A 24,745-nucleotide genomic window follows, 5' to 3' on the forward strand; every position below is an offset into this window, starting at 1 on the left:
GCAGAGCCTCGATGGCGGGTCCGGGCGACAACACGCGCAACAAGTCCAAGACGGGGTCTGAAGCCGACAGCTTCAAACGCGCCGTCACCGTCTGCATGCGCGCCATTGCCGGCGACAAGGACATGGAAGTCGGCTTCGCCAAGGACCGGCCGGCGCTCGCCGGCAGCCGCGCGCGCTTGCCCGAACTGCCGAAAAAGGCCTCGAAGACCGACATCGCGATCACCCGTGGGCTCGGCGATTCCATGGCGCTGAAGCGCGCCTGCCACGATGCGCGCATCCACACCAAGCTGGCACCGGAAGGCAAGGCGGCCCGCGCCATCTATGACGCGGTCGAGCAGGCCCGCGTCGAGGCGATCGGCAGCCGCGCCATGCAGGGCGTCGCCGACAATATCGGCTCGATGCTGGAGGATAAATACGCCAAGGCCAACCTCGTCGACGTCAAGGACAAGGCCGACGCGCCGATCGAGGAAGCGCTGGCGCTGATGGTGCGCGAGAAGCTGACCGGCCGGCCGGTCCCGAAGAGCGGCGAGCGGCTGGTCGAACTCTGGCGGCCCTGGGTCGAGGAGAAGGCCAAGGCCGACCTCGACGGGCTGTCGGCCAAGCTCGACGACCAGCAGGCCTTTGCCCGCGTCGTGCGCGAGATGCTCGCCTCCATGGAAATGGCCGAGGAACTTGGCGACGACCAGGAGACGGAAGACTCCGAGGACAATGACGACAACCAGCCGCAAGGCGAGGAGCAGAGCGAGGAGGGCGGTGAAGAGGATTCCGGCTCCGAGCAGTCGCAGTCCGAGGATGCCGAGGCTTCGGCCGATGACGAGCAGTCGTCCGAGACGGAGGCGTCCGACGCCACCGCCGACGACCTGTCCGACGATGACGATGCCGATGCCGAGACGCCCGGCGAGGCGCGCCGCAACGACAATCCCTTCACCAATCTGCCGAAGGAAATCGACTACAAGGTCTTCACATCGGCTTTCGACGAGACGGTCGGCGCCGAGGAGCTTTGCGAAGAGGAAGAGCTCGACCGGCTGCGCGCCTTTCTCGACAAGCAGCTTGCCAATCTGTCGGGCGTCGTCGGCCGGCTGGCCAACCGTCTGCAGCGCCGCCTGATGGCGCAGCAGAACCGGTCCTGGGATTTCGACCTCGAAGAGGGTTACCTCGATCCGGCGCGGCTGGTGCGCGTCGTCATCGACCCGATGCAGCCGCTGTCCTTCAAGCAGGAACGCGACACAAAATTCCGCGACACGGTGGTGACGCTGGTGCTCGACAATTCGGGTTCGATGCGCGGACGGCCGATCACGGTTGCCGCCACCTGCGCCGACATATTGGCGCGCACGCTGGAACGCTGCGGTGTCTCGGTCGAGATCCTTGGCTTCACCACCCGGGCGTGGAAGGGCGGCCAGGCGCGCGAGAAGTGGCTGAAGGACGGCAAGCCGCCGAACCCCGGCCGCCTCAACGATCTGCGCCACATCATCTACAAATCCGCCGATCATCCGTGGCGGCGGGCACGGCGCAATCTCGGCCTGATGATGCGCGAAGGCCTGCTCAAGGAAAACATCGACGGCGAGGCGCTGCTGTGGGCGCACAACCGGCTGATCGCCCGGCCCGAACAGCGCAAGATCCTGATGATGATCTCGGACGGCGCGCCGGTCGACGATTCGACCCTGTCGGTCAATCCGGGCAATTACCTTGAGCGGCACCTGCGCGCCGTCATCGAGCTGATCGAGACGCGCTCGCCGGTGGAATTGCTCGCCATCGGCATCGGCCATGACGTCACGCGCTATTACCGCCGCGCCGTCACCATCGTCGATGCGGAGGAACTGGCCGGTGCCATGACCGAGCAACTGGCCTCGCTGTTTGCCGAAGAGAGCGTACGCGACACGCGGCGCGGCGGCATGCGGCGCGCCGGATGATCCTTTCGCGGGGCGGGTTTCGGCAGACGCTTTTCGCCGCCATCGCCCTGCTCGCCGGCGTGGCTTCGGCGCCAGCCGGTGCGGCTGGGCCGGCCCCGGTTGAGCCCATCGAGATTTCGGCCCGCCCGATCACCGAATTCCGCATTGGCCGGACCGACAGGCAGTTCGGTCCGCTCGAATTCGTCGGCGGCCTGGAAATGACCTCGAAATCGCGCGATTTCGGCGCGCTGTCGGCCTTCCGCTTTCTGAAAGCGGGCAGCGATTTCATCGGCGTGGCCGACACCGGCTACTGGTTCTTCGGCACGGTGGCCCGTGATGCCGACAGGCGACCCGTGGCCATCCAGAACTTCCGCATGCAGCAGATGGTCGACCAGAGCGGGCAGCCGATCGACGAGAAATGGGAAGTCGACGCCGAGGGCCTTGCGGTCAAGGATGGCATCGCCACGGTCGGTTTCGAGCGCAACCACCGCGTCTCCCAGTTCGGGATCGACCCGGCCAATATGAAGGCGCCATACCGGCAGCTGGATTTCCTGGTGCCGGCGCGGGAATTGCGCCAGAACCGCGGCTTCGAGACGGTCACCCACGCCAATGCCAATGGCCAGCACGAGGGCGGTCTGGTCGTGGTCTCGGAAAAGAGCCTGGACAAGGCCGGCAATATCTATGCCGCCATCATCGAAGGGCCGCACAAGGGCGTCTTCACCGTCAAACGCAACGACGATTTCGACATCACCGATGGCGCCTTCCTGCCGGATGGCGACCTTTTGCTGCTGGAGCGCAGTTTCACTATGGCGGGCGGGCTCAAGATGCGGCTGCGGCGCATCTATGGCGAGAGCGTCCAGAAGGGTGCCGTCGCCGACGGGCCGGTGCTGCTGGAAGCCGACATGGGCTACCAGATCGACAATATGGAAGGTCTCGACGTCTGGACCCGCGACGACGGCGCGCTGATGGTGTCGCTGATCTCCGATGACAACCACTCGATCCTGCAGCGCAACCTCTATCTGGAATTCATCCTGCATCAAGATTGAGAAGCTGTTCCAATCGCGAAGCTGAAGTTGAGGGTTTTCAACGGCGGATTCGATTTGGGGCGGGTTCGATCTGGTTGGGGTCGACTGCCCGTCACCCGATTTACAAATACTTTAGTCAAGACTTGACAATTGGCGCTCCCGCCGCAATACTCAAGTCCATGCTTAACTATTCCGAGATCGACAGCATCCTTCGCGCTCTTGTCGAGCCAACCCGTCGCCAGATCCTGGAAAGGCTAAGCCGCGGACCGGCCACCGTCAGTCAGCTGGCGGAGCCGTTCGGCATGACGTTTGCCGCCGTGCTGCAGCATCTGCAGGTGCTGGAGGCCTGCGGGCTGATCCGCAGCGAAAAGATCGGGCGGGTGCGCACCTGCCGGATCGAACCGGGCGGGCTTGCCCCGCTCGCAGACTGGATTGCCGAACGCCGCATACCGGCGGAACGCCACCTCGACCGGCTCGGTGAAATCCTGGCCGAGTCAAATCCATCCCCAGAAGGCCAATCCCCCAGGAAGAAACAGGAAAAGGACGAAAAGCAATGAACCAGATCGCCCCCGTGAAGGACGAGCATTCCGTCATCCACTCCACATTCACCATCGAGCGGACCTACCCGCAATCGCCGGCCAAAGTCTTCCATGCTTTTGCCGACAAGGCGACGGTGCGGCGCTGGCGGGTCGGAGGCGACGGTTTTACCATCGCCGAATTCAGCTTCGACTTCCGTGTCGGCGGTGGCGAGGTGTCGCGCTTCAGTTATGGCGGCGGCCCGGAGGTCAGGCTCGACGCCCAGTTCCAGGACATCGTTCCGGACCAGCGCATCGTGTTTTCCTACCGGATGGCGATCGGGCCGCAACCTATGTCGGTGTCGCTGACCACCGTCGAGCTGACGCCCGCAGGCGATGGCACAAGGCTGACCTATACCGAGCAGGGCGCCTTCTTCGATGGCGTCGATTCCGCCAAGGGACGGGAGGAGGGGACGCGCGGGCTGCTGGAGAGCCTCGCCGCGGAACTTCAGAGGTCAAGGTAAACCCGACGCCGCCAGCGACGGTTTTTGGTCAGGACCGTGGGCCGTTGGTGGCAATCCAGATGACATGGCGCGCGCCGCGCTTGCCGTTGGCGCGCGTGTTGACCTCCTCGACAGCGAAACCCGCCTGCTTGAGCCGCTGCGTGAAGCCTGTATCCGGCCCCTGCGACCACACTGCCAATACGCCGCCGGGTTTGAGGGCACTGCGCGCGGCGCCAAGGCCCGCCAGGCTGTAGAGGGCGTCATTGCCCTTGTGGACGATACCCTCGGGGCCATTGTCGACATCGAGCAGGATCGCGTCCCAGGCCGCAGGCCCCGACCGTATCGATTGCCCGACATCGGTCTCCTGGATGATGACGCGGGGATCGTCGAGACAACCGCCAAACACTTCCGCCATCGGGCCGCGCGCCCAGGCGACCACGGCCGGCACCAGTTCGGCGACAGTGACGCTGGCATCCTTGCCGAGTTCGGCAAGAGCAGCGCGCAGCGTGAAACCCATGCCAAGGCCGCCGATGAGGATCCTCGGCTGCCGATGGCCCGAAATCCTCTGGCCCGAAATCCTCTGGCATGACAGTCTCGCCAGCGCTTCCTCGGAGCCGCTGAGGCGGCTGTTCATCAGCTCATTGGTGCCGAGCATGATCGAGAATTCGCTGCCGCGCCGCTTGAGACGAAGCTCTTGGGCACCATCCCCGGTCTTTGCCGAATCGAGCTGGACCCAGGGGATCATGGGCTTTGTCTGACCATGATCTTTTCCGAAAACCGGAAGCCACTTTTCGGGATCATCGTCTAGGCGGCCACTGCCGGCTGGCTCCAGCGGGCGGCGAGCAGCCGGTAGGGGATAAGCGCGACCACGGCGATGATCAATTTCACCGAGAGATCGCCCAGCGCCCAGGAAACCCAGCGCATGGCCTCGATATGGAAGACGCCCATCAGCGGCGCCGTTTCGAGCGCAAAGCTATCATTCGGGCCGGCAAAGGCGAAAGCGGCCGAGAAAGCGACGGTGAAGAAGACCATGGTGTCGAACACCGATCCGACCAGCGTGCCGACGATCGGCGCCCGCCACCAGCTCTGCCGGCGCAGCCGGTTGAACACGGTCACGTCAAGCAATTGCGCGGACAGGAACGCCGCGCCTGAAGCGGCGGCGATGCGCGCCAGCCGGTCAGCGGCGGTCTCGAATTCGATCAGGCCATGGCGGAACAGGAAGGGCGGGACGAGGATCGAGCAAACCACCGCCGTCATGAAGCCGACAAAGACGATCCGGCGCGCCACGGCAGGCCCGTAGCGGCGGTTGGCGAGGTCGGTGACGAGGAACGAGAAGGGATAGGTGAAAGCGCCCCAGGTAAGCAGGTCCGCCAGCGACAGGCCGCCGATCTGGCCCTGCATCGGGAACTGCACGAGGATGTTCGACGCCACGACGACAAGCGCCATGGCGGCCACGAAGGGCAAATAACGCGAGAAGGAAGTCATTTTTTTATCCTGGGTAATGGAACCAGCGGAGCATCTGCCCATCGGGCGGTGCTCGCTTCGTAGTCGAGCATCGGATTGTCGAACCTTGCGGATCCATCCGATGCTCCAAGCCAACAAGAGGTTGGCCCGGGCGGTCCCCCGCCTTTATCCGATGTTAGGCAGCGACCTGTTCGGCCAGCTTCTTGGCGATCTGCTTCTTCAGCAGGCGCGCGCGCTGCGACAGTTCCTTGACGTCGGCCTTGGCCAGGAAGGCGTCGAGGCCGCCGCGATGCTCGACCGAACGCAGCGCGTTGGCCGAGATGCGCAGGCGCACATTCTGGTTCAGCGCTTCCGAAATCAGCGTCACATTGACGAGGTTCGGCAGGAAGCGACGCTTGGTCTTGTTGTTGGCGTGGCTCACATTGTTGCCGGTCTGGACTGCCTTGGCAGTGAGTTCGCAGGTGCGGGACATAATTCTAACCTTCAGTTCTCTCGGGACCTGCCAAACCCTTGTGCCCACGCCGGGTGGCGCGCGGTTCTGGTCAGGCGGCCTTATGGAAAAAGTTGGCGTTCCATAGTTGCATTTCACCGGGGCGTCAAGCTCCGGCTTCCCCACGGAAGCGCCCGGCATTTCATATTAAGGCCGGATTTCACCCTATAAGCGGTCTTATAGGGACATGCCAGACCGGAGTTGCCCGCCTCCGGCCGAAAATCAAGGATCCGATCCCGCCATGCCTCGTTTGTCTCACGCACTTGTTGCCGTGCTTGCCATCGCCTTGCCGTCGGCCGCCTCCGCTGCCTCGCCGCAGTCCTTCAAAGGAGAATATACGGTCTCGTTCCTTGGCCTCTCGATCGCAAGATCGACCTTCTCAAGCCACTATGAGAACGGCGCCTACGCGATCGACGGCACCGTGACGGCGGCCGGTCTCGCCAAGCTGTTCGACGACACGCGGGGTACGATCTCGTCCAAGGGCACGATTTCGGGCCAGAAGATGGTGCCGCAGGCATTTCGTGCCGATTACACCTCCGGCAAGAAGGCGTCCGCGATCGACATCCGCTTTGCCAATGGCAACGTGACCTCGACGCAGGTCATCCCGGCGCCCGGCAAGCGTGACCCCAATGCCTGGGTGCCGATCGGTGCCGGCGACCTCGCCGCGGTGCTCGATCCAATGGCGGCGACCGTCATCCATGCCGACAGTCTCGACCAGGTCTGCGGCCGCAAGGTCAAGTTCTATGACGGCGAGATGCGCGCCGACCTGACGCTGACCTACGCCTCGAAAGGCACGATCTCGGTGCCGGGCTACAAGGGCGATACCATCACCTGCCGGATGGGTTTCGAGCCGGTGGCCGGCTATCGCAAGGGCCGCAAGGCGCTCAACTATCTCAAGAACAAAAGCCGCATGATGGTGACGTTTGCGCCGCTCGGCCAAACCGGAGTATATGCGCCGATCCACGCCACGGTCGGAACGCAGATCGGCACCTTGACCATCAGCGCCGGGCGTTTCGAAGCGGTACAATAGGCACGCCACCGGAAACAGAAGAGGGCGCGCCACGGGAGAAAAAATGGGGCGCGCAACACTGATCGGCTTTTCGGCGGTCGCCATGTGGGCGCTTTTGGCGCTGCTCACCGACGCATCCGGCAAAGTGCCGCCGTTCCTTTTGTCGGCAATCACCTTCTCGATCGGCACTGGCGTCGGGCTGGTCGCACGGCTGTTCATGCCGGCGGCCGACAGGAGCCAGAAAATACCACCCCAGGTCTGGGTGATTGGCATTGCCGGCCTGTTCGGCTACCACTTTTTCTATTTCACCGCCTTGCGCAACGCGCCAGCGGTGGAGGCGAGCCTGATCGCCTATCTGTGGCCGCTGCTGATCGTGCTGGGCTCCGCGCTGATGCCGGGTGAAAAACTGGCGTGGAACCATGTCGTCGGCGCGCTGCTCGGCCTGGCCGGCACGGTTCTGATCGTGACCAAGGGTGGCGGGCTGGCCTTCGATGCACGCTACACCTTCGGCTATGCGATGGCCGCCATCTGCGCCCTGTTGTGGTCGTCCTATTCGCTGTTGTCGCGGCGCTTTCCGTCGGTACCGACCAGCATCGTCACCTGGTTCTGCGCGGCGACCGCCGTGTTGTCGCTCGTTTGCCATCTGGCGCTGGAGCAAACGGTCCTGCCGGACGGCGCCGGCCAGTGGCTGGCGGTGCTTGGCCTTGGCCTGATGCCGGTGGGGGCTGCCTTCTATGCCTGGGACATCGGCGTCAAGCGCGGCAACATCCAGGTGCTGGGCGCGGCGAGCTATGCGGCGCCGCTGCTGTCGACGCTGGTGCTGATTGCGGCCGGCGTCGCCGAGCCGTCGCTGCGCATCCTGGCCGCCTGCGTGCTGATCACCGGCGGCGCGGCCCTGGCGGCCAAATCCCTGTTCCTGCGCAAGCCGGTCGTGGCTGGGGGCGAGGCCGGGGCATCCGAAAGCGGAGCCGGGGCATGACGATGCCGTTTGCCGGCGGCATCGATGCCAACGCCAATGCAACGCTGATCTTTTCGTTGGTGGCGGCGGTGATCTACGCCTTCTCCTCAGGCATGGCGCCGACGCTCGCCCGCTCGGCGGCAAAGACGCTCGCGGTCGCGATGCTTGCCGTGCTGGCGGCACTGCAAGGTGGCCCGCTGCTGCTGGTCGCCGCTCTTGCGCTCAGCGCCATTGGCGACGCGTTCCTGTCGCGCGACGGCGAAAAGGCGTTTCTCGGCGGCTTGGCCAGCTTTCTCGTCGCCCATATCGTCTATATCGCGCTGTTCCTGCGCAGCGGTGGCGGGTTGGCACTGCTTGGCGCAGAAGCCTGGCGCGGGGCGATTGCCTTGGCATTGGCGGTGTTCGTGATCGTCATGCTGGCTGCGCTCTGGCGCCGCGTCGGCCCCAGCCTGCGTGTTCCGATCGCCTGTTATGTCCTGGCGATCCTGGCGATGGGCATGGCGGCACTGACGACGAGCAATGCCTGGGTCATCGGCGGCGCAGTGCTGTTCATGGCATCGGACGGGCTGCTGGCCATGGAGAAATTCCTGGTCGCGGCCATCTCGCCACATCGCGGCTGGATGCGTTTGGCCGTCTGGGTCTTGTACTATACCGCCCAACTCGCGATTACGCTGGGTTTCCTGTTGGGCTAGGCTGCCAGCCCGGCGCTGCCAATTCGAAGGCGGCGAAATCAAACCCCGGCGCGACGGTGCAGCCGACCAGCGTCCAGTCGCCCAGGCTGCGCGCCGATTGCCACCAGCCTGCCGGCACGACGATCTGCGGCCGTTCGCCCGCCGCGAGTTCGATGCCCAGCACCTGCTCGATCACGGCTGCGCCTTCTTCCCACATCGACAGCGCCAGCGGCGCGCCGGCGTGGAAATGCCAGACCTCGGCGGCGTCCCTGACCCGATGCCATGCCGAAAGCTGGTGTTGTTCCAGCAGGAAGTAGATCGCGGTCGAATGACCACGCGAACCGCCGGCTTCGTCGCGAAATGTCTCCGCGTACCAGCCGCCTTCCGGATGCGGTTTCAGACCAAGCAAAGCGATGATTTCCGCGGAACTCGTCATGGGGTCGACGATACCACCAGGCTCAGAAATTGTCCTTGCGTTTGCGGATTTCGGCGAACACCTCGGCATCCCCGGCCTTTTCCATGCCGAGATGCTTGCGGATCGCCGGATCGTGCCAGCGCAGGAAGGGATTGGTCGACAGTTCCTCGCCGATCGTCGTCGGCAGTGTCGGCTTGTTGTCGACCCGCAGCGCCTCGATCCTGGCGGCGCGCTCCCTCAATGCCGAATTGGTCGGGTCGACGGTCAGCGCGAAACGGGCGTTGGCGAGCGTATATTCGTGGCCGCAATAGATTGTCGTCGCGGCGGGAAGCGCGGCCAGTTTCTTCAGAGAATCATACATCACCGGCGGTTTGCATTCGAACAGCCGCCCGCAGCCGAGCGCGAACAGCGTATCGGCGGTGAACGCCACCTGCGATGCCGGCAGATGATAGGAGACGTGCCCGGCTGTATGGCCGGGGGTGGCGATCACCTCGATGCGCTCATCGCCGAGATGAAGGACGGAGCCTTCTTCAACGGTTTCGTCAATGCCGGGGATCTTGGCCTTTTCCGCCTCCGGGCCGACGATGCGCAGCTTGAAGCGCTCCTTCAGCGCCAGATTCGCCTCGACGTGATCCATATGATGATGCGTGGTCAGGATCATCGTCGGCGTCCAGCCGGTGCGCTTGATCGCGGCCAGGATCGGCGCCTCCTCGGGCGCGTCGATGATCGCGGTCTGCCCGCTCCTGGGGTCATGCACCAGCACGCCGAAATTGTCCGCGCGGCACATGAACTGCTCGATTTCGACCGCCATTCGCATCTCTCCTTTTGTCGCCGCAGACATAGGGCGCCAGAGGACGGATGTCATCCACGCGATGACGAATGTCATTCCCGGGGATGATGAATCTCATCCGAGTATGTCGGGCGCCTCAGGGCCCTTTGTTGAATCCGGCCGATATCACGGCTACATCCCTGACATGCATTCCGACATCGTCGACCTTCGCTCGTTCTACTCGACAACGCTCGGCCGGTTCGCCGAACGCTCGATCACCATGGCGCTGTCCTCGATATGGGCTGCCGTGCCAAACGAACGCCTGGTCGGTCTCGGCTATACATTGCCCTGGCTGGAGCGTTTCGGCTCCGACGCCGAGCGGGTCTTCGCCTTCATGCCGGCGACGCAGGGCGCCGTGGTCTGGCCGGCAACAGGGCCGACGGCGACCGCCCTGGTCTTCGACGAGGAACTGCCGCTGGTCGATTCCTGCATCGACCGCATGTTGCTCGTCCATTCGCTCGAACATGTCGAAAACCCGCGCGAGACGCTGAACGAAATCTGGCGGGTGCTGTCGCCCGCCGGGCGCGTCGTCATCGTCGTGCCGAACCGGCGCGGGGTCTGGGCGCGCTTCGAGCACACGCCGTTCGGCAATGGCCGGCCTTTCTCGCGCGGGCAACTGACGGAACTGCTTCGCGAGGCGAATTTCACGCCGGCGGCGTGGTCGGATGCGCTGTTCTTCCCGCCATCACGGCGACGCTTCATGATGCGCTTCCACAACGTGCTGGAGCGCTTCGGCCGGCGGCTGTGGCCGATCTTTTCCGGTGTCATCGTCGTCGAGGCGCAGAAGCGGCTCTACCAGGGTGTGCCGGTGGTCCAGCGCGCGTCCCGCCGCGTCTTCGTGCCGGTGCTGTCGCCGCATGGCGCGACACGGCTCGGCCGCCGGGCCGAGGCTGGCGGCGCGGCAACGTCGGCTCGCCAGGTGAAACCTTCGTGATCAGCGCGGAAACTTTCCTCGCGCGGCATTTTTCCGACCTATCTGTCGTGCACGGGCGGCGGCCGTCGGCTCTCTTCATCCGGTTTCAGCATCGCACCTGAGCGCAAGGACTTCTGATATGGCTGATCAACTGGACAATCAGGCCACCGTTCAGCCGGTCGCCGTGGCCAGCAGCCTGCGTGATCAGGTCACGACGATAAAGCAAGCGCTGGTGGTATCGCCGGTTCGCAAGTGGTTGCTGTGGACGTCGGTCGGCATCATGGCCGTCATCGTCGCGACATCGATCGGCCAGGTCCTGCTCAATCGCTGGAACCAGCCCTTCTACGATGCGCTGGCGCGCCGCGACATGGCGGCCTTCCTGCACCAGCTCCTTGTCTTTGCCATGATCGCCGGCGGGCTGCTGGTGCTCAATATCGGCCAGACCTGGCTCAACCAGATGATCCGGCTGAAGCTGCGCGAGGCGCTGACGCTGGATTTGATCGACCAGTGGATGCGGCCGGCGCGCGCCTTCCGGCTGGCCAATGCCGGCGCCATCGGCGTCAATCCGGATCAGCGCATGCAGCAGGATGCGGCGCATCTGTCGGACCTGTCGACGGACCTCGGCGTCGGGCTGCTGCAGTCGCTCATCCTGCTCGTGTCCTTCGTCGGCGTGCTTTGGGAACTGTCTTCGGGCTTCGTCTTCCACGTCAACGGCTGGTCGCTGGCCATACCGGGCTACATGGTCTGGGCCGCGTTCCTCTACGCCGGCACCGCCTCCTGGTTGAGCTGGCTGGTCGGGCGCCCGCTCATCAGCCTGAACAGCGACCGCTACACGCGCGAAGCGGAACTGCGCTCCTCGATGGTGCGCGTCAACGAGAACGTCGATGCCATCGCGCTCTACCATGGCGAGGACGATGCCAGGCGGCGGCTCGAACTAGACCTCGGCACGGTGCTGGGCGCCATGCGGCGCATCTATACCGCGCAGATCAACCTGTCCTGGGTGACCGATACCTATGGCTGGATCACCGTCGTTGCACCGATCCTGGTCGCTTCGCCTGTCTATTTCTCGGGCGATATCAGCTTTGGCGGGCTGATGATGGCGGTCGGCGCCTTCAACCAGGTCCATTCTTCGTTGCGCTGGTTCATCAACAATATCGGCAGCATCGCTGACTGGCGCGCCACGCTGATGCGCGTCGCCGATTTCCGCATCGCGCTCAATGAAACCGATGTGCTGCACGACACCGAAAAGCGCATCACCTTCGACCAAAATGCCAATGGCAGCCTGACCTTCGAGAAGCTGGAAGTGGCCTCGCCGGAGGGCTGCACAAAACTCTCCGACGAACATGTCGAAATCCGCGCCGGCGAGCGCGTCATGATCACCGGCGAGCCGGGCGCCGGCAAGACGCTGTTCTTCCGCGCCATCGCCGGGCTTTGGCCCTGGGGCGGCGGAAAGATCGGCCTGCCGGCAGGAGAAACCCTGATCTTCGTGCCACGTGTGCCGTATTTGCCCGCCGGCACCCTGCGCGAGGTGCTCAATCACGCGAACGGGCATGCGCCCGCGAGCGATGCCGACATTTCGGCGGTGCTGGCCGAGGTTGGCCTTGAACGGCTGTCGTCGTCGCTCGACCGTGTCGGGCGGTGGGACCATGAGTTGGGTGATGACGAACAGCGCTTGCTGGGCGTGGCCAGGCTCGCCCTGCGGCGGCCGAAATGGGTGATCATCGACGAAGCGATGGATGCGTTCGATGGACCCGCGCTGCGCCGCGTGCTGGCGATGCTGGAAAAGCACCTGACGGGAGCCACGATCATCAATATCGGGCGCGGCCAGCACAACAATCAGTTCTTTCCGCGCGGTTTGACGATCGTGAAGGATTCCGGTGCGCCGGCGCTGAAGCCCGCCCGTGTCAGGGCCGGCGCCATCGATCCGCCACCCGCCGTCCGCCGCAAGAAGTAGGCTGTTTCTCCGGCTGCCTGCGCAAACCTTATTTTGCCGTGATCGCGATGGAAGGTTTCCCGGGGAAACAACCCTGGCGCCGCCATGTTTGATGCTCTTCTGATTGCCTGTCTCACCTGCGCGCAGGCTACCCCCATTGCCTCGCCCCCGGCGCTGGCCGTCGATGTCGAGCTGGTGCTGGCGGTCGACATCTCGTTGTCGATGGATGAGAAGGAGTTCGCGTTGCAACGCGCGGGCTATGTCGAGGCGCTGCGGCATCCCGACTTCATCCAGGCCGTCCGTTCCGGCAATACGGGCCGCATCGCGCTCGCCTATTTCGAATGGGCGGGCACCGTGCGCGATGACGCGATCATCGGCTGGCAGATCATCGATAGCGCGCAAAGCGCCAACAGCTTTGCCGACAAGGTGGCGGCGCGCCCGTTCCGGAGTTTTCGCGGCACCTCGATTTCCACCGCACTTGCCTTCGGTGCCGGGCTTTTCGACAGGACGAACTTCGCCGGCGAACGCAGCGTCATCGACATATCGGGCGACGGTCCCAACAATATCGGGCCGCCGCTCACCGCCACGCGCGATGCGGCCATCGCCAAAGGCATCGTCATCAACGGCCTGCCGATCCTGATCAACCCGTCGCCGACCTTCAGCCATCTCGACCAGTATTATGCGCAGTGCGTGACCGGCGGGCCTGGCTCCTTCGTGCTGCCGATCCATGCGGCCGCCGAATTTTCCACCGCCATCCGGCGCAAGCTGATCCTCGAAGTGAGCGGCCTTCAAGACAAGGCCGAGATCACTCCCGTCAACGCGGACGCGCCGATCGACTGCCTGAAGGGCGAACGGGACAGGCGGTTTCTGTCGGATCCCTATTTTCCGGAACTCGACCGGTAGGCCTGGCGCCAACTAGGCCGGCCGGGCACCGAACCGGTTGCGAAATTCATTGTAGAGATTGCGGCGCCAACGCCGGCCATAGACGTAACCGTTGACCAACTCCGGCAACGAGTAACCGAGTTCCTTGGAAGACCGGTTGGCCATGTATCCGGCAAACGCCTCGGGCAAACGGCCCCTGAGAATATCGGCTATGAGCTGGCGTGAGATCATGTAAGGAGGAATGTGCGGATAGGCGTGGGCAATATACGGATGCTTGCCCATCAAATTCGCATAGGCTTCGACATAGCCATCGCGCCGTCCCGAAATCGAATTCTCCGAATTGTGTTTCGTCCAGTCGAGATCGCCGGACAGTTGTGCGCCGAAGCGCCGGGCAAGGCGCAGCAGCAATTCCCGATCCTGCATCCGGGTTATATCGCTGTCATAGCCGCCAATGGCCAGCAAGGCCTCGCGACGCGCGGTGATCGCCGAGCCGGCGATAAAGATCGTCTGGGCGACGAGTGTCCGCTCCAGCATCGCCGGATTGATGAAGGCCTCGGGGTTGGTGCAGTTGGTGCTGCGGCCGTTCTTCAAGGACACAAAAGAACTAAGCAGCACCTGAAGGCCAGGGTTGTCTTCGAACCAGGCCAAAGTCCGTTCAAGCCGATGCGGCATGTAGACATCGTCCGAATCGAGAAACGTCACCAGGGGCGTTCGCGCCCGCTCGATGCCGGCATTCCTCGCGGCGTTGGCCCCGCGCCATTTCGCACCGACATAGATCAGACGCGGGTCGTGAACGCGGTCGAGCGCGGCTTCGGTTCCGTCCGTCGAGCCATCGTCGACCACAATGTGCTCAAGCCTCGACATGCTTTGGGACAGCACGCTTTCGACAGCGCGCAACACCTTGTCGCGCCTGTTGTGGGTCGGTGTGATCACCGTGATGAGGGGAGCCGGATCCAAGGCTTTGGCCACTCAGCTATGACCGACGTAAAGAGGGACGTATTCCGGCTCGTCCCGGACCAGACCAAGCGCCATGGCCATCTGGGCGACGAACACCAGCGTGCAAAAGGCCATGCCGACGATCAGGGCAAACGGAATCTGCCAGATTGGCATGCCGAGTCGTGCCGCATGCGCAAGGATGCGGCCGCCCACCCGGCGCGATGTCGAAAACCAGCGCCTTGCCGCCTTGACCACCCGTGCGGTTCGCGACGGCGATTCCAGCGCCACATATTTGCGGTCCGCATCGCGACCGGTGACGAGCGCGCGCCAGAAGAAAAAACGCCAGCCGCGCGGAGGATAGTGGCTGGCCCGGGCATCGACCCTGACGAAGTCATGTCCGCTTTCCCGCAACTGGCTGGTAAGCAACGTGCAGGAAACCTTGAAACCATTGCTGGCCGGATAGGGATGGCTGGCCAACCAACTTCTGCGAAAGGCGCAATTGTTGGCGTTCATTGCCCGCCTGGAGGCGAAACGCTGATCCCCGTCGCGCAGCGGGAAGAACCACAGCAGTGCAAAGGTGCGGGAGGCGAAATCGTCATGGCCGAGATAGGTGTAGCCGCTCACGGCCATCGTCTTCGGGTCCTGTAGCGGTTCAAGGAGCGCCGACAGCCAGCCGCTCTCCATAACCGTGTCGGAATCGCAGAAAACCACGATGTCGCCCGTGGCCAATCCAACGCCCGCGTTCTTGATCTCATAGTATCGGCTGCCGGTGCTGGCGCTGAAGACCAGATTGGCGACAGCGCCAAGCCGCGGGACAAGCTTGGCGACACGCTGCTGGAGGAGCGGCGTCTCGGTATTCTCTCCGCTGTGAACGACAATAACCTCCGGCTTGGGGTGCCGATCGTCAGTCGTTGCGGCCTCTATTTCCCGCGCCAAGGCGCGGAATGAAGCGCCGATCTCATCTTCATTGATGGATTGGGCATTTTCCATTTCGACTACGATTGAATAGGTCTGGGATTTGCGTTCCATGCCCCGCCCAAGCATTACGTTCGGCGCGACGCTACAAAGACCATCTTCACATGTCATCCAAAGACGCGAAATCCGGCTGGTCTGAGACGCCGATTTTGGGCCTCCGCGCCCCAATAGCAACACCCTGGCAAGTCTGAGGGGATGCGGTTCCGCTCGCGCTCAAGCGCTGATTCGTGCGCGGCATCGATGTTGGCCTATTACCTCAGGCGTAATCGAGTCTCGTCACCTCCCTTGGCAATTTGCAGCCATGAGACCGGCAAATCGGCCTCGCTCGACAAGGGAGTTACGTCATGACCGCTTACGCCGTTGCCCATATGCGCCAAGTCAGGATGGGCCCGCAGATCGCCGAATATCTGCACAGGATCGATGCCACGCTGGAACCTTTCGGCGGCCGCTTCCTGGTCCATGGTGGTGATGTCGAGGTGATCGAGAACGATTGGCCGGGCAACCTCATCATCATCGAGTTTCCCGACCGGCGGCAGATGCGCCGGTGGTATGATTCGCCCGCCTATCAGGCAATACTAGCCCTGCGCACGGACAATTCCCAATCCGATGTGGTGTTCGCCGACGGTGTCGAGCACCCGCACAAGGCCACGGATGTCCTGGGCTAGACGTTCCGTGCCTTACCGCTTCAGCAAGAACACCGCTTGCTGGCCGAAGAAATTCCAGAACCACCAGGGCATCGACAGGCCGATCTTCTGGCCGGCTGCGTCGAGCGCGGTCGCCTTTTCCACCGTCGCGCCAAGCTCATCGCACAGGTTGACGAAGTCGCGGATGGTGCAGAAATGGATGTTGGGCGTGTCGTACCAGGAATAGGGCAGGTCCTGGGTCACCGGCATGCGGCCCTTGACGAACAGCGACAGGCGCACCCGCCAATGGCCGAAATTGGGGAAAGAGACGATCGCGCGATTGCCGATCCTGAGCAGTTCGTCGAGCACCAGCTTCGGGTTGCGGGTCGCCTGCAAGGTCTGCGACAGGACGACGAAGTCAAAACCCTTGTCGGGATAGAACTCGAGATCCTTGTCGGCATCGCCCTGGATGACAGAGAGGCCGCGCGCCACGCATTCGTTGACGCCGCGCTGCGACAGTTCAAGCCCGCGGCCGTCGACCTGTTTGGTTTCCTGCAGCAATTCAAGCAAGGAGCCGTCGCCCGAACCGACGTCGAGCACGCGCGACTGTGGCGGAATGAGGTTGGCGACGACCTCGAGGTCGACGCGCTGGCTGCCGTTGACGCTCATGATGTCGCCTCCTGTATGGCGCATGAGCCTGATCCTGAAAGTCTGCAACTTTGCGGGGTCATGCGCTTAGCCCTCTGGCGCGGGCCGCCGAGCCGATGAAGCCGTTGATGGCGGCGAACAGTTCCGGCTCGTCGAGCAGGAAGGCGTCGTGGCCGCGATCGGTCTCGATCTCGACGAAGGATACCGAGGCGCCGGCGGCGTTGAGCGCGTGCACGATGGAGCGGCTCTCCTCGGTCGGAAACAGCCAGTCCGATGTGAACGACACCAAGCAGAAACGGGTCTTGGTGCCGGCAAAGGCATCCGCCAGCCTGCCGCCATGATCGGCGGCGAGGTCGAAATAGTCCATCGACCGCGTCATGTAGAGATAGGAGTTGGCGTCGAAGCGGTCGACGAAGGTCATGCCCTGGTGGCGCAGATAGCTTTCGATCTGGAAGTCGGCGTCGAAGCCGAAAGTCAGGTGGTCGCGATCCTGCAGATTGCGGCCGAATTTTCGATGCAGGGCGGCCTCCGAGAGATAGGTGATGTGGGCCGCCATGCGCGCCACAGCCAGGCCCTTTTCCGGGCGCTTGCCATGCTCGAAATATTTGCCACCATGCCAGTCCGGATCGGCCATGACGGCTTGCCGGCCGACCTCGTGGAAGGCGATGTTCTGCGAGGAATGGCGGGCACCCGTGGCGATCGGCAGCGCCGAAAAGACGCGCTCGGGATAGCTCGACGCCCATTCCAGCACCTGCATGCCGCCCATCGAGCCGCCGAGCACGCAGAACAGTTTATCGATGCCGAAATGGTCGATCAGCATCTTCTGCGCGCGCACCATGTCGCGAATGGTGATGACAGGCAGGTCGAGCCCATAGGGCTTGCCGGTGACGGGATTGGTCGAGGCCGGACCGGTGGACCCCAGGCAACCGCCGATGACGTTGGAGCAGATGACGAAGAAACGGTTGGTGTCGATGATCCTGCCGGGGCCGATCAGCACTTCCCACCAGCCCGGCTTGCCGGTCACCGGGTTGGTGTTGGCGACATGCTGGTCGCCGGTCAGCGCATGGCAGACGAGAATGGCATTGGAGCGGGCATCGTTCAGCGTGCCATAGGTCTGGTAGGCGATCTGGAACGGCGACAAAAGCGTGCCGGCGTCGAGCTTGAGCGGCTGGTCGGGCCCGAAGCGCAACACCGGGCTCGACGGTTGGTCGGCCTCGTTGTTGGTCTTTCCTGCACGCAGAGCGGCCATTCACGTACTCACTTGCTGCATCGTGCCCAACGAAAAATCGCCGCCGATGCGTTTTGTCCGGCCGGCCGCGGACAATAAAAAACCGGCATTGCCTTCGCAAAGCCGGTTACGTCACGCAAACGGCCCTTTAGCGAATTGTTTAACGTGGCTGCAAGCCGACCGGCCAAATCACCACGGAACTGTCACCGTCCTTCTAGAACTCGCCCGCCTCGCCGTCAATGCCGGAAGGCTGGGCCGGAGGCTGGGCCGGCTGCTGGCCCCACCGCCGCCTCTCGACATTGCCGGCCATGGCTTGTATTTCCGCTGCGGCCTCCGGATGGAGGCATTTTCGACGGATTTTGCAAAAAATGAACCAGACACCGGATCAGGCACGTCCAACCCCGCGCGCGGGCATCATGGACATAGACGCCTATGTGCCCGGCAAGAGCACGGCGCCGGCCGGTGTCGCCAAGGTCTACAAGCTGTCGTCGAACGAGAACCCGCTCGGTCCGTCACCGAAGGCCATCGAAGCCGCCCGCGACGTCGCCGCCAAACTCGACATCTATCCCGATGGCACCGCCAGGCGGTTGCGCGAGGCGATCGCCGAGGTGCATGGCCTCAACGCGCAGAACATCATCTGCTCCAACGGCTCCGACGAGATCCTCGGCCTTTTGGCGCAGACCTATCTGGCGCCCGGCGACGAGGCCATTTTCACCGAACACGCCTTCATGGTCTACAAGATCTACATCCAGTCGGCCGGGGCCACCCCGGTTGTGATCAAGGAGACCGAAGAGCGCGCCGACATCGATGCGATGCTGGCCGCCGTCACGCCGCGCACGAAAATCGTGTTCCTCGCCAACCCTAACAACCCGACCGGCACCTATGTGCCGTTCCAGGAGGTGCGCCGCCTGCATGCCGGCTTGCCGAAGAATGTGCTGCTGGTGCTCGACGCGGCCTATGCCGAATATGTCCGCCGCAACGACTATGAGGCCGGGATCGAGCTGGTCGGCAGCGCCGAGAACGTGGTGATGACGCGCACCTTCTCCAAGATCGGCCTTGGCGGAGCGCGGATCGGCTGGATGTACGGGCCGATGCATATCGTCGACGCCATCAACCGCGTGCGCGGTCCCTTCAACGTCAATGCGACGGCGATCGAGGCCGGCATCGCCGCGATTCGCGACCGCGCCCATGTCGAGCGCAGCGTGGCGCATAACGAGACCTGGCTCACCTGGCTGAGCGCGGAGATGACCGGGCTTGGGCTGCGGGTGACGCCCAGCGTCGGCAATTTCCTCCTCATTCATTTTCCCGACGACCAGAAGCATTCGGCGGCGGCGGCGGACGATTACCTGACGGCGCGCGGCTACATATTGCGGCGTGTTTCCGGCTACGGCTTTCCCAACGCGCTGCGCATGACCGTTGGCACCGAAGAGGCCAATCGCGGCGTCGTCGCCGCGCTCACGACATTCCTGAAAAGCTAGAACGCCCGAAAGCTCTAACGCCATGACATCACCGATGTTTGAGAAGATCGCGCTGGTCGGCATCGGCCTGATCGGCTCGTCGCTGGCCCGCGTCATCCGCCGCGAGGGCCTTGCCGGCCACGTTGCCATCTCGACCCGCAGCGCGGCGACGCTGGCGCGGGCGCAGGAGCTTGGGCTGGGAGATTCCTACACGACCGATGCCAAGGAAGCGGTCCGCGATGCCGATCTGATCATCGTCTCGGTGCCGGTCGGCTCGTCCGGCGCGGTGGCGCAGGAGATCGCGCCGGCGCTGAAGAAGGGCGCGATCCTCACCGATGTCGGCTCGACCAAGGCCTCGGTCATCGCGCAGATGCAGCCGCATGTGCCTGACGGCGTGTATTTCATTCCCGGCCATCCGCTGGCGGGTACCGAGAAATCCGGACCGGATGCCGGTTTCGCCGACCTGTTCGACAATCGCTGGTGTATCTTCACGCCGCTGCCGGGCACCGATCCAGACGCTCTGGAAAGGCTGTCGGAATTCTGGCGCCGCTGCGGCGCCAACATCGACACGATGGACCCGCAGCATCACGACATGACGCTCGCCATCGTTTCGCATTTACCGCACATCATTGCCTACAACATCGTCGGCACCGCCGACGATCTGGAATCGGTGACCAAGACGGAAGTGATCAAATATTCCGCCTCCGGCTTTCGCGACTTCACGCGCCTGGCCGCCTCCGACCCGACCATGTGGCGGGACGTGTGCCTGCACAACAAGGACGCCATCCTCGAAATGCTGGCGCGGTTCTCGGAAGACCTGGCATTCCTGCAGCGGGCGATCCGCTGGGGCGACGGCGACAAGCTGTTCGACCTGTTCACCCGCACCCGCGCGGTGCGCCGCTCGATCATCGAGGCGGGCCAGGATATTGATGTGCCCGATTTCGGCCGTCAGGCGATCGAGCACCCGTCGAAGAATTAGGCTGTTTCAGGCCATGTCGCCGCGACCATGGCCAGTGTCTCGGCCCGGTCCGGCGCACCGAGCCTGCCGCCGAAGCGCAGGCACTTGAGCGCGGCGGCGGCACTCGCAAAACGCATGGCCTGTTCGACCGGCATGGCTTCCGCCAGCCCGACGGCAAAGGCGCCGTGAAAGACATCGCCGGCGGCGAGCGTGTCGACCGCCTTGATCCTTGGCGCCGCGACATGGCGGGATGATCCCGCCGCGCGATCAAACCACCAGGTGCCCGCCGCGCCGCCGGTGACCGCGACGAGGGCATCGGTGCGGGAGGCGAGGTCAGTGCAAGCGATCCCCAGGTCCAGCGCCTGGCCGCATATGATGCGGACTGCCGGCTCCGAGGCGACGATGTGAGAAGCCAGCGGCAACAGCCGCTCCAGCACCGCCAGCGGCGCGGTATCGGCGTCGAGAATCGCAGGCCGGCCGGCGGCGCGCGCTGCCTTCAGGGCAAGGGCCGCGGCCCCCGGCCAGCGCACATCGGCCAGCACGGCATCGAATGCCGCGATGTCGGCGAAAGGCAAAGAATCGGGATCGGTCTGGGCCAAGCTGTCATAGAAAGGCACGATGATGCGTTCGCCATGGGCGTCGACCAGGATCGATGCCAGCGCCGAGCGGGCGCCGCTGACGCGGCGCACGTAGCTGCAGTCGACGCCTTCGGCCTCGATCCCGGCAATCAGTTGATCGCCGACCGGATCATCGCCGGCACTTGCCCACAGCGATACGTCGGCGCCCAGGCGATGCGCGGCGCAGGCAGCGCTGGTGGCCATGCCAGAGGCGATCTGGACGCCGTCGGAGGCGATGAATTTTCCCTGATGCGCGGGCAGCGTCTCGACACGCAGGATGGTGTCCAGCGTCAGCGCGCCGACACTCAGGAGCCTCGCTGGTCTTGCCATGGCAGCGCTATTGAACCGGCTTGATCTTGCCGAGCGGGATGAAGCCGAGCGAGGCCTTGCCCTTGACCACCTTCAGCGGCATCGATGGTTCGCTGCCAAGCAGCGCCAACGCCGCGAAACCCTGTTCGATCGCGTTCTTCTGCTCGGGTATGGCGCCGGCAAGGATGGATGCGACAGCCTTCGGATCCTTGATCCTGATCATCAGGTCGGCGTCGACAAGGCCTTCGGCATCGACCGACAACGGCCCGGAAACGGTAACCCTCGCCGTGCCCGACGACAAATCGAGGTTGCGAATATCGACCCTCTGGCCGCGAAGGCTCTTCACCTGCGTTCCGATCAATGCGACGCCGTTCTTCAGCGTGGCATCGCCGCTGGCATCGAGCGCCGGCAGCACGCGCCCGCCGATCGCATCCGGGTCGATCTCCAGATCGGTGAAGCTGCCGACATAGTCGAGATCCACGCCGTTCGGCTGCAACTGGCCGGCTGCCCTGCCGGCGCTGAACAATTCCACCGGATCGGTGTCGTCGGCCGGATCGGTCTGGCCGGACAGGCCCTCCGCCTGCAGTGCAATGCGCCGCGGCAGCGGCCATGACAGTTTCACGTTGGCCTGCAGATTGTCCCAGTCGATCCACAGCGGCACCATGCCGGGGACTGAGGTCCTGAGCGGGCCGCGCAGATCGGCGACCGGCGACAAAGGCTGGATGATCTGGGCGACGGCATTGAAGGAACCGGCTGAGGCCGCGATGTTCTTGGCATCGTCCTCATACGCCAGATTGTCGCAAGAGACGGCAAAGCTCAGGGGATAGCCACTGACCTGGAGATTGGCGCAACCGGCTTCGATGCCGCTCTTGTTGAGCGTGGCAACCGCCTTGTCGGCTTCAGCCCTGACCCTGCTGGCCAGGTAGAACCAGCCGCCGCTGTAGATGGCAAACAGCACAATGACGAACGTCACAAGCCAGAAGAGGCCGCGACGGGACTTTGGTTGGTGTTCGTCACTTGACGTCATGCTTTGGCTCTCATTAACGCATGGGTATTGGCGGACGGACCTTCGATTCCGACAACACTGGGCAGACAGAGACGAATAGGTAGCCGGGGACGGTTGGAAAAAACACCGGTTTCCGGTGCGGTGTTGCCATTCTTTTTGCAATCAGGCGCGGCGATATGGGCGATTTTTGGGTGTTTGGCTACGGTTCGCTGATCTGGCGGCCGGGTTTCGCGCATATCGAGACACGCCGCGCCCAGCTGCACGGCTACCGCCGCTCGCTCTGCGTCTATTCCTTCGTGCACCGCGGCACGCGCCAGCGGCCCGGATTGGTGCTCGGCCTCGACCATGGCGGCTCCTGCGTCGGCCTGGCTTTCCGTGTGCCCGGGGAATTGCGCGACGAGGTCATCGCCTATCTGCGCGAGCGTGAACTCGTCACATCAGTCTATCTCGAACGCACCCTCAAGGTCCGGCTCGACGGCGGCGGTACGGTCGAAGCCGTGGCCTACATCGTCGACCGCAAACATGAGCAATATGCCGGCGCGCTGGACACGGCGGACGCGGCGGCGGTGGTGCGCGGCGCGGTCGGCCAGTCCGGTAACAATGAGGATTATGTTCTCAGCACGCTGAAGCATCTTGAAGCACTTGGCATCCGCGACCATTGGCTGGAGGAGGTGGCACGGGGGATAGCGCCTTTGTGAAGCGCTGGCTCTGCGGAAAAAGGCGGCCAGGCCTTTGATCTCGGCGAGGCAAGACCTAGGTTAGGTTCCGAACCCAGCCAGCGGGCGGCGTCCGCCCGGTCTTAATCATTACGGAGATTCGTCTTGCAGAAACGCCGTCTCGGTCGCACCGACCTGTCCATCGCGCCGCTGGTTCTGGGCGGCAACGTCTTCGGCTGGACCGTCGACGAGAAGACCTCGTTCGACCTGCTTGATCGCTTCGTCGGCGGCGGACTCAACGCGATCGATACCGCGGACGCCTATTCGCGCTGGGTGCCGGGCAACCAGGGCGGTGAATCGGAAACCATCATCGGCAAATGGATGAAGGATCGTGGCAACCGCGACAAGGTCGTGGTGATCACCAAGGTCGGCTCGGATATGGGACAGGGCCACAAGGATCTGTCCGCCGCCTATATCGAGAAGGCTGTCGAAGCCTCGCTGAAGCGGCTGCAAACCGATGTCATCGACCTCTATCTGTCACATTGGCCGGATCCGGCCACGCCCTACGAGGAAACCCTTGGCGCCTACGAGAAGCTGCTTGCCAAGGGCAAGGTCCGCCATGTCGGCTGCTCGAACCTCGACGCCGGCCAGTTGCGCGCCGCACTCGATGTGGCGAGCCTGCGCAGCCTGCCGCGCTACGAAGTGCTGCAGCCGGAATACAATCTCTACGATCGGTCCTCCTTCGACGGGCCGTTGCGCGATCTGTGCGTGGCCGAGGATATCGGCGTCATTACCTATTTCAGCCTGGCCAAGGGGTTCCTAAGCGGCAAATACCGCAGCGAAGCCGATCTTGGCCAAAGCGAGCGCGGCGAAGATGTCGGCAGTTATCTAAACCCGAGGGGCATGCGCATTCTTGCCGCCCTGGACGCGGTATCGGCCAGGCATTCCGCGAAGCAGGCGGAAGTCGCTCTTGCCTGGGTTATCGCGCGGCCAGGCGTTACCGCACCGATCGCCAGCGCCACCAAGCCGAGCCAGATGGACAGTCTGATCAAAGCTGCGTCGCTGAAATTGACCGCCGGTGACATTGCCGAGCTCGACAAGGCGAGTGGCTGAAGCTTCCAGCCGCTCTCCACGCACGAACGTCCAAGACCACGCTCCTGTCCTGCCATAGCGTCCTGTGCTCGTGGCAAGACAGAGAGCGCAATGACGGAGCCGCTTCTTTCGCAACCGGAGTTTTGGCGACCGCTGCTCGCGCTGGTGCTGGCCGCCACGGTGGTCATGGGCAGTCCGGGGCCGGCAACGATAAGCGTTACCGCTGTCGGTGCCGCCTTTGGCCTGCGTGATTCGCTGCGCTATGCCTGCGGGATCGTGCTGGGCACGGTCGCCGTGCTGCTGGTCGTGGCGACAGGGGTCACGGCGGCCCTATCCTCGATGCCGACGCTGGCGCCGGTGCTGGTTGTCGCGTCCGCCGCCTACATCCTCTATCTCGCCTTCAAGATCGCTACGGCACCGCCGCTGGCGGCACGCGCGGCCGAGGCTTTACGCCCGACATGGCTGGCCGGTTTTCTGCTGGCTGTCGCCAACCCGAAAGCCTATGTGGCGATCGCCGCTGTCTTTGCCGGCGCCTCGTCGAAGCAGGGTGCGGCAGAGCTTGGTCCATGGCTGAAGCTAGCGGTTCTGGCAGGGATGATCGTTGTCATCCACGCAGTGTGGCTTCTCGCCGGTGCGGCGTTCGCGCGCTTCCTGCGCAAGCCCGTTACTTCCCGGATCATCAACCTGGTTTTTGCCGCCACGCTGGTGCTGACCACGGTGCTGGCTGTTTACGGCTGATTGCCC

27 protein-coding genes and 1 riboswitch are annotated in these 24,745 nt (G+C 63.8%); of the genes, 16 read left to right on the forward strand and 11 right to left on the reverse strand.

The window, feature by feature from the left end:
• Positions 1-11: 11 nt before the first annotated feature.
• From cobT to AC07UC_RS09005, 4 genes are all read left to right on the forward strand, one after another.
• Entirely contained in the window at positions 12-1,910 is a 1,899-nt protein-coding gene (gene cobT / locus AC07UC_RS08990) for a cobaltochelatase subunit CobT (protein ID WP_140772401.1), read from the forward strand.
• Positions 1,907-2,935, forward strand: a complete 1,029-nt coding sequence (locus AC07UC_RS08995) for an esterase-like activity of phytase family protein (protein WP_494905230.1) — start codon at positions 1,907-1,909, stop codon at positions 2,933-2,935. The genes cobT and AC07UC_RS08995 overlap by 4 nt, the downstream gene beginning before the upstream one ends.
• 158 nt (positions 2,936-3,093) lie before the next feature.
• A complete protein-coding gene (locus tag AC07UC_RS09000) occupies positions 3,094-3,471 on the forward strand; it encodes an ArsR/SmtB family transcription factor (protein ID WP_494908917.1) in 378 nt (125 codons plus the stop codon).
• Positions 3,468-3,953, forward strand: a complete 486-nt coding sequence (locus tag AC07UC_RS09005) for an SRPBCC family protein (protein ID WP_494905232.1) — start codon at positions 3,468-3,470, stop codon at positions 3,951-3,953. Before AC07UC_RS09000 ends, AC07UC_RS09005 begins: the two co-directional genes overlap by 4 nt.
• A 28-nt stretch (positions 3,954-3,981) precedes the next feature.
• On the opposite strand, the gene AC07UC_RS09010 is transcribed toward AC07UC_RS09005, so the two are convergent.
• The 3 genes from AC07UC_RS09010 to rpmB all read right to left on the reverse strand — a co-directional run bounded on the left by AC07UC_RS09010 (position 3,982) and on the right by rpmB (position 5,868).
• Positions 3,982-4,677 (reverse strand): spermidine synthase, encoded by a 696-nt coding sequence (locus tag AC07UC_RS09010; protein ID WP_494905234.1) that lies wholly within the window; start codon positions 4,675-4,677, stop codon positions 3,982-3,984.
• Between the two features lie 59 nt (positions 4,678-4,736).
• Positions 4,737-5,417 carry a queuosine precursor transporter gene (locus tag AC07UC_RS09015; protein ID WP_172348375.1) on the reverse strand — a complete coding sequence of 227 codons (681 nt, stop codon included), beginning with the start codon at positions 5,415-5,417 and terminating at the stop codon, positions 4,737-4,739.
• A gap of 154 nt (positions 5,418-5,571) precedes the next feature.
• A complete protein-coding gene (rpmB, locus tag AC07UC_RS09020) occupies positions 5,572-5,868 on the reverse strand; it encodes a 50S ribosomal protein L28 (protein WP_010911765.1) in 297 nt (98 codons plus the stop codon).
• Between the two features lie 259 nt (positions 5,869-6,127).
• Between rpmB and AC07UC_RS09025 the strand changes: the two genes are divergently transcribed.
• From AC07UC_RS09025 to AC07UC_RS09035, 3 genes are read left to right on the forward strand one after another with little or no spacing between them, the layout of a single operon-like run.
• Entirely contained in the window at positions 6,128-6,916 is a 789-nt protein-coding gene (locus AC07UC_RS09025; protein ID WP_202325777.1) for a DUF3108 domain-containing protein, read from the forward strand.
• A 43-nt stretch (positions 6,917-6,959) separates the two neighbouring features.
• On the forward strand, positions 6,960-7,874 hold the full coding sequence (gene yddG, locus AC07UC_RS09030; protein WP_494905237.1) for an aromatic amino acid exporter YddG: 915 nt from the start codon (positions 6,960-6,962) through the stop codon (positions 7,872-7,874).
• Entirely contained in the window at positions 7,871-8,545 is a 675-nt protein-coding gene (locus tag AC07UC_RS09035; protein WP_140772387.1) for a lysoplasmalogenase family protein, read from the forward strand. The genes yddG and AC07UC_RS09035 overlap by 4 nt, the downstream gene beginning before the upstream one ends.
• Here AC07UC_RS09035 and AC07UC_RS09040 read toward each other — a convergent pair.
• A complete protein-coding gene (locus AC07UC_RS09040; protein ID WP_140772385.1) occupies positions 8,520-8,960 on the reverse strand; it encodes a cupin domain-containing protein in 441 nt (146 codons plus the stop codon). The two genes, AC07UC_RS09035 and AC07UC_RS09040, sit on opposite strands and share 26 nt — an antisense overlap.
• 22 nt (positions 8,961-8,982) lie before the next feature.
• A complete protein-coding gene (gene gloB, locus AC07UC_RS09045) occupies positions 8,983-9,750 on the reverse strand; it encodes a hydroxyacylglutathione hydrolase (RefSeq protein WP_140772383.1) in 768 nt (255 codons plus the stop codon).
• Positions 9,751-9,913: 163 nt separating this feature from the next.
• Here gloB and AC07UC_RS09050 point away from each other — a divergent pair, with 163 nt between their 5' ends.
• The 3 genes from AC07UC_RS09050 to AC07UC_RS09060 all read left to right on the forward strand — a co-directional run bounded on the left by AC07UC_RS09050 (position 9,914) and on the right by AC07UC_RS09060 (position 13,517).
• Positions 9,914-10,702, forward strand: a complete 789-nt coding sequence (locus AC07UC_RS09050; protein WP_056576031.1) for a class I SAM-dependent methyltransferase — start codon at positions 9,914-9,916, stop codon at positions 10,700-10,702.
• Between the two features lie 118 nt (positions 10,703-10,820).
• Positions 10,821-12,635, forward strand: coding sequence for an ABC transporter ATP-binding protein/permease (locus AC07UC_RS09055; RefSeq protein ID WP_202325782.1), 1,815 nt, complete (start codon positions 10,821-10,823; stop codon positions 12,633-12,635).
• 84 nt (positions 12,636-12,719) lie between these two features.
• Positions 12,720-13,517, forward strand: coding sequence for a DUF1194 domain-containing protein (locus AC07UC_RS09060; RefSeq protein WP_494905241.1), 798 nt, complete (start codon positions 12,720-12,722; stop codon positions 13,515-13,517).
• Positions 13,518-13,529: 12 nt separating this feature from the next.
• On the opposite strand, the gene AC07UC_RS09065 is transcribed toward AC07UC_RS09060, so the two are convergent.
• The gene (locus tag AC07UC_RS09065; protein WP_494905242.1) at positions 13,530-14,465 is read right to left on the reverse strand and encodes a glycosyltransferase family 2 protein; all 936 of its coding nucleotides are present in this window, start codon (positions 14,463-14,465) and stop codon (positions 13,530-13,532) included.
• On the reverse strand, positions 14,466-15,461 hold the full coding sequence (locus AC07UC_RS09070) for a glycosyltransferase family 2 protein (RefSeq protein ID WP_494905243.1): 996 nt from the start codon (positions 15,459-15,461) through the stop codon (positions 14,466-14,468).
• Positions 15,462-15,751: 290 nt separating this feature from the next.
• On the opposite strand from AC07UC_RS09070, the gene AC07UC_RS09075 reads away from it, so the two are divergent.
• Positions 15,752-16,072: a DUF1330 domain-containing protein gene (locus AC07UC_RS09075; RefSeq protein WP_494905244.1), complete on the forward strand. Its 321-nt coding sequence runs from the start codon at positions 15,752-15,754 to the stop codon at positions 16,070-16,072.
• A gap of 12 nt (positions 16,073-16,084) precedes the next feature.
• Here AC07UC_RS09075 and metW read toward each other — a convergent pair whose 3' ends face one another.
• Complete coding sequence (metW, locus tag AC07UC_RS09080; RefSeq protein WP_140772803.1) at positions 16,085-16,699, reverse strand: methionine biosynthesis protein MetW; 615 nt, start codon at positions 16,697-16,699, stop codon at positions 16,085-16,087.
• A gap of 58 nt (positions 16,700-16,757) precedes the next feature.
• The gene (gene metX / locus AC07UC_RS09085; protein ID WP_202325786.1) at positions 16,758-17,927 is read right to left on the reverse strand and encodes a homoserine O-acetyltransferase MetX; all 1,170 of its coding nucleotides are present in this window, start codon (positions 17,925-17,927) and stop codon (positions 16,758-16,760) included.
• 107 nt (positions 17,928-18,034) lie between these two features.
• A riboswitch (SAM riboswitch) is annotated at positions 18,035-18,112 on the reverse strand.
• A gap of 162 nt (positions 18,113-18,274) precedes the next feature.
• Here metX and hisC point away from each other — a divergent pair.
• Together hisC and AC07UC_RS09095 are read left to right on the forward strand one after the other, a co-directional pair.
• Complete coding sequence (gene hisC, locus AC07UC_RS09090; protein ID WP_494905246.1) at positions 18,275-19,384, forward strand: histidinol-phosphate transaminase; 1,110 nt, start codon at positions 18,275-18,277, stop codon at positions 19,382-19,384.
• A gap of 22 nt (positions 19,385-19,406) precedes the next feature.
• Positions 19,407-20,342 carry a prephenate/arogenate dehydrogenase family protein gene (locus AC07UC_RS09095; protein WP_494905248.1) on the forward strand — a complete coding sequence of 312 codons (936 nt, stop codon included), beginning with the start codon at positions 19,407-19,409 and terminating at the stop codon, positions 20,340-20,342.
• Here AC07UC_RS09095 and AC07UC_RS09100 read toward each other — a convergent pair.
• Positions 20,339-21,268 carry a sugar kinase gene (locus AC07UC_RS09100; RefSeq protein WP_494905249.1) on the reverse strand — a complete coding sequence of 310 codons (930 nt, stop codon included), beginning with the start codon at positions 21,266-21,268 and terminating at the stop codon, positions 20,339-20,341. The two genes, AC07UC_RS09095 and AC07UC_RS09100, sit on opposite strands and share 4 nt — an antisense overlap.
• A gap of 7 nt (positions 21,269-21,275) precedes the next feature.
• A complete protein-coding gene (locus AC07UC_RS09105; RefSeq protein WP_494905250.1) occupies positions 21,276-22,274 on the reverse strand; it encodes a DUF2125 domain-containing protein in 999 nt (332 codons plus the stop codon).
• Between the two features lie 155 nt (positions 22,275-22,429).
• Here AC07UC_RS09105 and AC07UC_RS09110 point away from each other — a divergent pair, with 155 nt between their 5' ends.
• The 3 genes from AC07UC_RS09110 (at position 22,430) to AC07UC_RS09120 (ending at position 24,739) form a co-directional block, all read left to right on the forward strand.
• Entirely contained in the window at positions 22,430-22,951 is a 522-nt protein-coding gene (locus AC07UC_RS09110; RefSeq protein ID WP_202325790.1) for a gamma-glutamylcyclotransferase, read from the forward strand.
• A 123-nt stretch (positions 22,952-23,074) separates the two neighbouring features.
• Positions 23,075-24,022: an aldo/keto reductase gene (locus tag AC07UC_RS09115; protein ID WP_494905252.1), complete on the forward strand. Its 948-nt coding sequence runs from the start codon at positions 23,075-23,077 to the stop codon at positions 24,020-24,022.
• 90 nt (positions 24,023-24,112) lie between these two features.
• Positions 24,113-24,739: a LysE family translocator gene (locus AC07UC_RS09120; RefSeq protein WP_494905254.1), complete on the forward strand. Its 627-nt coding sequence runs from the start codon at positions 24,113-24,115 to the stop codon at positions 24,737-24,739.
• Positions 24,740-24,745 lie beyond the last annotated feature (6 nt).

This window comes from Mesorhizobium sp. GW821-FHT04C10 (assembly GCF_059420305.1).

Bases quoted from the DNA above. Each gene is read 5' to 3' on its own strand.
- AC07UC_RS09005 (WP_494905232.1), top strand. From the start codon at position 3,468: ATGAACCAGATCGCCCCCGTGAAGGACGAGCATTCCGTCATCCACTCC.
- AC07UC_RS09015 (WP_172348375.1), bottom strand. From the start codon at position 5,417: ATGACTTCCTTCTCGCGTTATTTGCCCTTCGTGGCCGCCATGGCGCTT.
- AC07UC_RS09105 (WP_494905250.1), bottom strand. From the start codon at position 22,274: ATGACGTCAAGTGACGAACACCAACCAAAGTCCCGTCGCGGCCTCTTC.
- AC07UC_RS09025 (WP_202325777.1), top strand. From the start codon at position 6,128: ATGCCTCGTTTGTCTCACGCACTTGTTGCCGTGCTTGCCATCGCCTTG.
- AC07UC_RS09120 (WP_494905254.1), top strand. From the start codon at position 24,113: ATGACGGAGCCGCTTCTTTCGCAACCGGAGTTTTGGCGACCGCTGCTC.
- AC07UC_RS09095 (WP_494905248.1), top strand. From the start codon at position 19,407: ATGACATCACCGATGTTTGAGAAGATCGCGCTGGTCGGCATCGGCCTG.
- AC07UC_RS09100 (WP_494905249.1), bottom strand. From the start codon at position 21,268: ATGGCAAGACCAGCGAGGCTCCTGAGTGTCGGCGCGCTGACGCTGGAC.
- AC07UC_RS09110 (WP_202325790.1), top strand. From the start codon at position 22,430: ATGGGCGATTTTTGGGTGTTTGGCTACGGTTCGCTGATCTGGCGGCCG.
- AC07UC_RS08995 (WP_494905230.1), top strand. From the start codon at position 1,907: ATGATCCTTTCGCGGGGCGGGTTTCGGCAGACGCTTTTCGCCGCCATC.
- hisC (WP_494905246.1), top strand. From the start codon at position 18,275: ATGAACCAGACACCGGATCAGGCACGTCCAACCCCGCGCGCGGGCATC.
- AC07UC_RS09055 (WP_202325782.1), top strand. From the start codon at position 10,821: ATGGCTGATCAACTGGACAATCAGGCCACCGTTCAGCCGGTCGCCGTG.
- AC07UC_RS09075 (WP_494905244.1), top strand. From the start codon at position 15,752: ATGACCGCTTACGCCGTTGCCCATATGCGCCAAGTCAGGATGGGCCCG.
- metW (WP_140772803.1), bottom strand. From the start codon at position 16,699: ATGAGCGTCAACGGCAGCCAGCGCGTCGACCTCGAGGTCGTCGCCAAC.
- yddG (WP_494905237.1), top strand. From the start codon at position 6,960: ATGGGGCGCGCAACACTGATCGGCTTTTCGGCGGTCGCCATGTGGGCG.
- AC07UC_RS09070 (WP_494905243.1), bottom strand. From the start codon at position 15,461: ATGGAACGCAAATCCCAGACCTATTCAATCGTAGTCGAAATGGAAAAT.
- metX (WP_202325786.1), bottom strand. From the start codon at position 17,927: ATGGCCGCTCTGCGTGCAGGAAAGACCAACAACGAGGCCGACCAACCG.
- AC07UC_RS09060 (WP_494905241.1), top strand. From the start codon at position 12,720: ATGTTTGATGCTCTTCTGATTGCCTGTCTCACCTGCGCGCAGGCTACC.
- gloB (WP_140772383.1), bottom strand. From the start codon at position 9,750: ATGGCGGTCGAAATCGAGCAGTTCATGTGCCGCGCGGACAATTTCGGC.
- AC07UC_RS09050 (WP_056576031.1), top strand. From the start codon at position 9,914: ATGCATTCCGACATCGTCGACCTTCGCTCGTTCTACTCGACAACGCTC.
- cobT (WP_140772401.1), top strand. From the start codon at position 12: ATGGCGGGTCCGGGCGACAACACGCGCAACAAGTCCAAGACGGGGTCT.
- AC07UC_RS09035 (WP_140772387.1), top strand. From the start codon at position 7,871: ATGACGATGCCGTTTGCCGGCGGCATCGATGCCAACGCCAATGCAACG.
- AC07UC_RS09000 (WP_494908917.1), top strand. From the start codon at position 3,094: ATGCTTAACTATTCCGAGATCGACAGCATCCTTCGCGCTCTTGTCGAG.
- AC07UC_RS09010 (WP_494905234.1), bottom strand. From the start codon at position 4,677: ATGATCCCCTGGGTCCAGCTCGATTCGGCAAAGACCGGGGATGGTGCC.
- rpmB (WP_010911765.1), bottom strand. From the start codon at position 5,868: ATGTCCCGCACCTGCGAACTCACTGCCAAGGCAGTCCAGACCGGCAAC.
- AC07UC_RS09040 (WP_140772385.1), bottom strand. From the start codon at position 8,960: ATGACGAGTTCCGCGGAAATCATCGCTTTGCTTGGTCTGAAACCGCAT.